8 protein-coding genes are annotated in these 6,298 nt (G+C 69.4%); 4 read left to right on the plus strand and 4 right to left on the minus strand.

Going from position 1 to position 6,298, the window contains the following annotated elements:
* Nucleotides 1-76 precede the first annotated feature (76 nt).
* The 3 genes from K7G59_RS34060 to K7G59_RS34070 form a co-directional block, all read right to left on the minus strand.
* Nucleotides 77-367 (minus strand): transposase, encoded by a 291-nt coding sequence (locus K7G59_RS34060; RefSeq protein WP_225840558.1) that lies wholly within the window; start codon nt 365-367, stop codon nt 77-79.
* Nucleotides 368-713: 346 nt separating this feature from the next.
* Complete coding sequence (locus tag K7G59_RS34065; RefSeq protein ID WP_225840552.1) at nt 714-1,832, minus strand: CU044_5270 family protein; 1,119 nt, start codon at nt 1,830-1,832, stop codon at nt 714-716.
* On the minus strand, nt 1,829-2,461 hold the full coding sequence (locus K7G59_RS34070) for an RNA polymerase sigma factor (RefSeq protein ID WP_225840553.1): 633 nt from the start codon (nt 2,459-2,461) through the stop codon (nt 1,829-1,831). The genes K7G59_RS34065 and K7G59_RS34070 overlap by 4 nt, the downstream gene beginning before the upstream one ends.
* Nucleotides 2,462-3,027: 566 nt before the next feature.
* Between K7G59_RS34070 and K7G59_RS34075 the strand changes: the two genes are divergently transcribed.
* The 4 genes from K7G59_RS34075 to K7G59_RS34090 all read left to right on the plus strand — a co-directional run bounded on the left by K7G59_RS34075 (nt 3,028) and on the right by K7G59_RS34090 (nt 5,679).
* A complete protein-coding gene (locus tag K7G59_RS34075) occupies nt 3,028-3,243 on the plus strand; it encodes a hypothetical protein (RefSeq protein ID WP_225840554.1) in 216 nt (71 codons plus the stop codon).
* Between the two features lie 102 nt (nt 3,244-3,345).
* Nucleotides 3,346-4,377: a hypothetical protein gene (locus tag K7G59_RS34080; RefSeq protein WP_225840555.1), complete on the plus strand. Its 1,032-nt coding sequence runs from the start codon at nt 3,346-3,348 to the stop codon at nt 4,375-4,377.
* A 298-nt stretch (nt 4,378-4,675) separates the two neighbouring features.
* On the plus strand, nt 4,676-5,107 hold the full coding sequence (locus K7G59_RS34085; protein WP_225840556.1) for an SRPBCC domain-containing protein: 432 nt from the start codon (nt 4,676-4,678) through the stop codon (nt 5,105-5,107).
* Nucleotides 5,104-5,679: a TetR/AcrR family transcriptional regulator gene (locus K7G59_RS34090; RefSeq protein WP_308295127.1), complete on the plus strand. Its 576-nt coding sequence runs from the start codon at nt 5,104-5,106 to the stop codon at nt 5,677-5,679. Before K7G59_RS34085 ends, K7G59_RS34090 begins: the two co-directional genes overlap by 4 nt.
* Before the next feature lie 52 nt (nt 5,680-5,731).
* On the opposite strand, the gene K7G59_RS34095 is transcribed toward K7G59_RS34090, so the two are convergent.
* A partial coding sequence (locus K7G59_RS34095; RefSeq protein WP_225840557.1) for a transposase occupies nt 5,732-6,298 on the minus strand: 567 nt, incomplete at its 5' end.

A 6,298-nucleotide genomic window follows, 5' to 3' on the forward strand; every position in this document is an offset into this window, starting at 1 on the left:
TGACCGGCCTCGGCTTGCGGATCCGTGGGTTGTGGCGACTTCATGGGTCCTGACTGTATGCCCAGCTTTCGGAGCCTCATGGCTGGGTGAGGATGCGGGTCCGCAGGAGTTCGAACGAGGCTCGGCCATACATGGCTCGCTTGAGCGTTTTCACCCGGTTCAAGTGTCCTTCGACGACGCCGGAACTCCAGGGGAGGGTGAGGCCGGCGGTGACGGCGTCGAGGTCCTGGCGGAGGAAGCCGGCGAAGCCCTTCATGGGCTTCGGTGCGTCCTGCTCGGCCCGGCGGATCCACTCCAGCAGCAGGTATCCGCGCTGGTGGCGGAGCAGGTCGGCGAAGGCCCGGGCGAGATCGCAGGCCCGGGTGATGTCCGGGCAGGCGAGCGGGACTTGAAGGAGTCGTACGAGGTGTGTCTACGCCTCGCTTGTTTCCGGCAGTCCGGGCACCGGCCCGGGCGAGCGGTGGACACCGCATCCACCACCAGCACGTCGGTGGAGTCGCTGACGCGCTCCACTCGCACATCGATCCCGGGAAACAGCACAGCCTCGACCGTCTTGCCTGCCACGCCAGGAAACACTCTGCCGAAACGATCCCTCGTTCCCCGCGCTGACTTGGGGATTCACGGAACTGCGGCCAGAGCCAATTACGCGAACGTCCACAACCAGGGGGCGGTGCCCGAACTGAGAGCAGTTCGGGCACCGCTGCAGCACTTTGTCAGTTTGCGCGGCTGTGTGTCTGTCCGGGCTTGTCGGTGACGCTGCGGCTCAGGACGGCGGTGGTGGCGGTGATCTGGCCCTTCTTGACCGAGGGGGTGTCCTTGACCATGACGCTGCGCTCGCCGAGGAATTCCAGGGTGTGCTTGTCGAAGATCCACTCGGTGCGCTCGCCGTCGTGGACGCGGGCGACGGCGATGCCGTGGCGGCCGGCGGCGTCCACGGCGTCGTTGACGACGGTGACGCCGGGGATCTTGGCTGCGGCCTTGTACAGGGCGGCGCTGACCTTCGGCGGCGCGAGCTGCTCGCGCAGCAGGTCGCCGATCGTCACGAACGCCTCCTGGTCCGGGCCGGGCCCGGCGCCCTTGGCCTCGTCGTAGATCTTCTTCAGCAGCGCGTCGGGGTCGGTGGGCAGCGACTCCAGGTAGCGGTAGGTCGGGTTGTTCAGCGAGGGTGCCGCGTTGCCCGGGACGGTGACAGGACGCTTGGAGTTGGTGCCATCCGCCCGACGGACCGTGGTCCGGCCGTCTCCTTCACTGACAACGACGCCTTCCTGGTCAGTGGTCAGCTCCGTGTCCTGGCCGTTCTCGCGCAATAGGCCGCGGCGTGTTCCGTCTACCGAAAGCCAGATCTGCCGCAGGTGCGGCTTGTTCAGGCGCATGACAGGGTCCTTGCCGCTCTGGCTGGAGAAAGCGACCTTGCTGGCGATGTACACGTACTGGTCGTCGCGGACGGCGGGTGCGGGCTTGGACGCGGCGACGGTGGCGATACGGTCCAGCAGCACCGCAGCCGGTGTGGCACTGGTTTCGCGGGCCGAGGGGCCGGAGGCCATGGCCGAGCCGGGGCCGGCGGTGGAGTGCTGGTCGAGCACACCGCCGGTGGCCAGGGCGAGGGCCATGGCGCCTGCGGCCAGCGGGATGGCCGTAAATGCCAGGCGGCGGCGATACCGGGGTCGGGGCCTGGCGGTAGCGGCATCGGCGTTGTGCTGGATTTCGCGCATCAGGTGGTCCTTCAGGAGCTGGTGGCGGCGTCCAGGCAGGTCCCGCTCGGCCGGGACCGGCAGCAGCCGGGCCATCTCCTCGCGCTCGGCCTGGGTGGGCCTTTGCGGCTTGGGGCTCATCGGGTTTCCTCCTGGGTGGGCCGGACCGCAGGGATACGGTCACCATCTACCTGTCCGCGGCCCGCCTCCGAGTTCCCGCTCCCGGGTGGAACCTCGACACCGGCGAACTTGCGGAGCTTCTTGCGGGCGCGCGAGAGACGAGAGCGGACGGTGCCCAGCGGGATGCCCAGCGCCTGGGCCGCGGCCGCGTAGTCCAGGCCGGACCAGATACACAACGCGACCACCTCGCGCTCCGCGCGGCGCAGCCGGGACAACGCGGCCTGCAACACCGCGACCTGGCCCGCGTCGTCGATCCGGTCGACCAGATCCTCGGCGAAGTCCGGGAACACCTCCTCGCGCGGCAGACGGCCGACCGCCGCCTCGTGCCGCCGCGCGGCCCGGCGTGTGTTCCTCGCGGTATTGGTGGCGATGCCCAGCAGCCAAGGCCGCAGCGACCCGCCGTCCAGGTCCACCGTTCCCCGCAGCCGCCATGCCTCCAGGAAGGTCAAAGACAGCACGTCCTCGGCAACCGACCAGTCGCCTGTCAGCCGGAAAGCATGGTTGTACACCGCCCGGGCGTAATCATCGAAGAGAGACCCAAACGTATCGGGATCTCCCGCCCGTATTCGGGCGCGCACACTCATCTCCATACCATCGGACTGTCCGACCGACTCGGACCAGTTCCCGGAACGTGATGCACGCCATATCCCAGGAGTTCCCGTTCAAACAGGAGAGGGACTTCCCAGACCTCGCCGGGGCCAGTGACCGATGGCCGATCAGACGGTCTTCACCGTCTCCTGACGCCTGTCACGGCTGCTGCCGACATCGACGACGCGCGACCTCGGTACGGTCGCGGGGGCCGTCCGGCCGTGTCTGTCCCTGGTGCGGCCTCTCGGCTTGGGGTCGGTGGTGGTGAGAGTCGGTGTTGGTGGTCTGGTGGTTGGTGTTGTGGTGCTGGTCAGCGGGGTGTTGGGGCGGGATCGGCACTGTCGTGATCGCCCGGGCGAGGTGGCAGCGGCGATGGCGGCGTTCCACCCGCTGTGGGAGGACGTGAGCGAGGACGATGTCGTGTGGGTGGACGAGCATGTGGGCACGGTAATTTCCGGACCTGGGCGAAGCTGACCTCGCACCTGACCGCCGAGACCTATGGCAAGAGCCGGGCGGTAGTGGACCGCCGGATGCTGGAGCGGGCCTGTGCACGGCTCATAGGGCCGCTGTGACCGGCGCCGCCGGGCCGACAGAGGGCGCTTCCCGCTCCGGCACGCACGGGGACGGCGGGGACGTGCGGGGAGGCCTGCCTTCTTCCTTCCTGTCGGCGCTGCGCGGCCCTGCCGTGCGCAGGCTGCTCGCCCTGCGGCAGGAACAGAAACTGACGACCCGGCCTGTACAGCTGATGGCTCAGTCGTTGGAAGTGACCGAGCGCACGGTGTGACGGTGGCTTGCCGCTGCCGAGCGTGACGAGTCCGAGGCCGCGGAGTCCGGGGCGCGGGCCCAGAGCAAAGACCGCTTCTCCGTCACCCCGGAAGTGCGTCGCTTGCTGGCCTTGTGGAAGAGCAACGTCGCGGCAGTCCATCGTGAGCTTATCGCTCGCGCGGCCAAGGGTGAGGGGGAGCCGCCTCCGTCGATTCCGACGCTGCACCGGGCGAGCCAGCGGGATCTGACGCCGGGGGAGCGGGCGGGGCTCGCGGGTGGGGAGCGGGCGGCGCGCAAGCATGATGTGTTCCTGGCCCGGCCGCGGGGCTGGCGCAATCAGGTGTGGGAGACGGACCACATGCAGGCGGCGGTGCTGGTCGATGTCGATGGCCAGGCTCGCAGGCCGTGGATCACCTGGTTCACCGACTGCGCGACGAACGCGATCACTGGTGTCGCGGTTACGCCGGGAGATCCGTTGCGGGAATCGGTGCTGGCCGCGCTGCGCTCCGCGGTCCTGCCCGAGGACCTCTACGGCCCGTTCGGTGGTCTGCCCGAGAAGGTGCGTGTCGACCGTGGCAAGGACTTCCTGTCCAGGACGGTGACCGTAGCGTTCGATCTGTTGGACGTGACGGTGGAGGACCTGCCCGCCTACACCCCCCACCTCAAGGGCACCGTGGAGGGCCTGAACCGGGCGGTGGAGAGCATGTTACTGGCCGCGCTGCCCGGCTACGCCCGCCAGCCGCGCCCCGGCAAACGCTCCTCCCGCCCGAAGGACGAAGCGCTGCAGGGCTTCGAGGACTTCACCACCCAGCTTCTGGCCTGGACGTTCTGGTGGAACACCGAGCACCGCCCGGCGCCATTGCGGGGCAAGACTCCGCTTCAGGCATGGCGGGACGATCCCACCCCGCTGCGGGACGTGCCGGCCGCGGATGTGTGGACGTTCACCCTGGAGGACGCCGGCACCCGCACGCTGACCACCCGCGGCATCCGCTTCAGGAGGCGCGACTGCGTGGGGCCGTGGATGACCGGGCAGGCGGGATCCAGGTCCGAGTGCGCTTCATGCCCCACCACGACCACCTGGGCCGATGTCGGCCTCACCGTCGAGGACGGCGCTCGCCTGGACGAGGTGTTCACCCGCATCAACGACGCCTGACCGCCTGCCTCACGCGACGTCGTCCGGTTCGCCGTCCTTCTTGCCGAAACGGCTTTCTACCTCGTTGGGCTTCGTGGCGGGGACCGGCTCACCGACCAGAAGCCAAAGCCGTTGCGGCCCCCTGTCCGGGGAGGGCAGGAGGCCGCACCGTGGGGCGGGCTCCCGCATCGCCGGAGAGCCGCGGCGACGACCTCAGCAATCCTGCCGCCGGCACGCTTGCGCGGCTAACAGTGTTAGCCGTACGCTGTGGGCACGGGCTAACACCGTTAGCCGAGCTCATTCCCTGCCAGGAGTCCCCATGCACGCCGTCCGCACCCACATCGACATCGCCGCCCCCGCTTCCCGCGTATGGCAGGTGCTCACCGACTTCGACGCGTACCCGCAGTGGAACCCCTTCATCGTCAGCATCAAGGGCGTGCCCGAAACGGGCGCAGTGCTACGGAACGTCATCGTCAACAACGGCTCCACCATGCGCTTCCGCCCCACGGTCCGTGCTGCCGTCCCCGCCAGGGAGCTGCGCTGGCTCGGGCGGCTCGGGCTGCCCGGGCTCCTCGACGGGGAGCACTCCTTCCTCATCGAGGAGACCGGGCCCGGCAGTGTGCGGCTCACTCAGGCCGAGACCTTCACCGGCGCCCTCGTGGCCGTACCCTTCGTACGCCGCAAGCTCGACGTCCACGACGCCTTCGCGGCGATGAACTCCGCCCTCAAGCAGCGAGCCGAACACCAGTGAGCACCCACCAGCAGCCCGTCCGCACCCCGCGTACCCCCCGCGCCGCCCAGATCGCCGCCGCCGCCCGCGGCCTGCTGGAGGAGCGCGGCCGCGACGAACTGACCATGCGCGCCCTCGCCGAGCGCCTCGGCATCCGCGCTCCCTCCCTCTACAAGCACTTCCGCAACAAGGAGGCCGTGGAAGCGGCTCTCGTGGAGGACGCCCTCGCCGAGATGGGTGCGGCCCTGCACGCCGCCCTGGGCGAAGTGCCCGCCGCCGGCCGCGTGCCCGCGCTCCTAGCCGCCTACCGGCGGTTCGCCCTCGCCCACCCCGGCCTCTACCGCCTGGCGACCACCGGCCCGCTGCCGCGCGCCGCCCTGCCCGGCGGGCTGGAGGACTGGGCCGGCAGCCCGTTCTTCCTCGCCACGGACGAACCCCACCTCGCGCAGGCCCTCTGGTCGTACGCGCACGGCATGGTGCTCCTTGAACTCGACCACCGCTACCCGGACGGCTCCGACCTCGACCTCACGTGGCAGGCGGGCGCCCGCGCCTTCACCGCTTCCGGCGGGCGTTCGGCGCTGGACGCGCCGTAGCACCTCGTCAGCCGGGTCTGTCCAGCCAACGGTGTAACTCGGGTGATGTGAGTTAGCGGCGGCCGACGGAGAGTCGGCCGTCGAAGGCGATATCGAAAGCCTGCAGGGCGGGCTTCCAACGCATGGTCCAGCGTTTGCGACCCTGGCCGGTGGGGTCGAGGCTCATGACGGCCATGTAGACGCACTTGAGGGCTGCGGCCTCGTTCGGGAAGTGCCCGCGGGCCCGGACGGCTTTTCGTATGCGAGCGTTGACCGACTCGATCGCGTTGGTGGTGCAGACGACGCGGCGGATCTCGGTGTCGAACTGAAGAAAGGGCACGAACTCTGTCCAGGCGTTCTCCCAAAGCCGCACGATCGCCGGATACTTGGGGCCCCACTCCTCCTGGAACTCCAGGAACCGGTCTTCCGCCGCGCTCGCGGTCGGAGCCGTGTAGACAGGCTTGAGCCCGCGGGAGATCTTGTCCCAGTCCTGGTCCAGCGGCCGGTTCTGCCACTCGGCCATCCCGTCCATGACCTTGTCGGTGATGGTCGAGATGGTCTGCTTGGACACGCTCGCGCCATGGACCTCGGCCAGGTGAGCGGAGATGTCACCGTGCGTCAGACCACGCGCGGACAGCGG

It is taken from the genome of Streptomyces sp. NK08204, assembly GCF_020400585.1.
Taxonomy (GTDB): Bacteria; Actinomycetota; Actinomycetes; order Streptomycetales; family Streptomycetaceae; genus Streptomyces.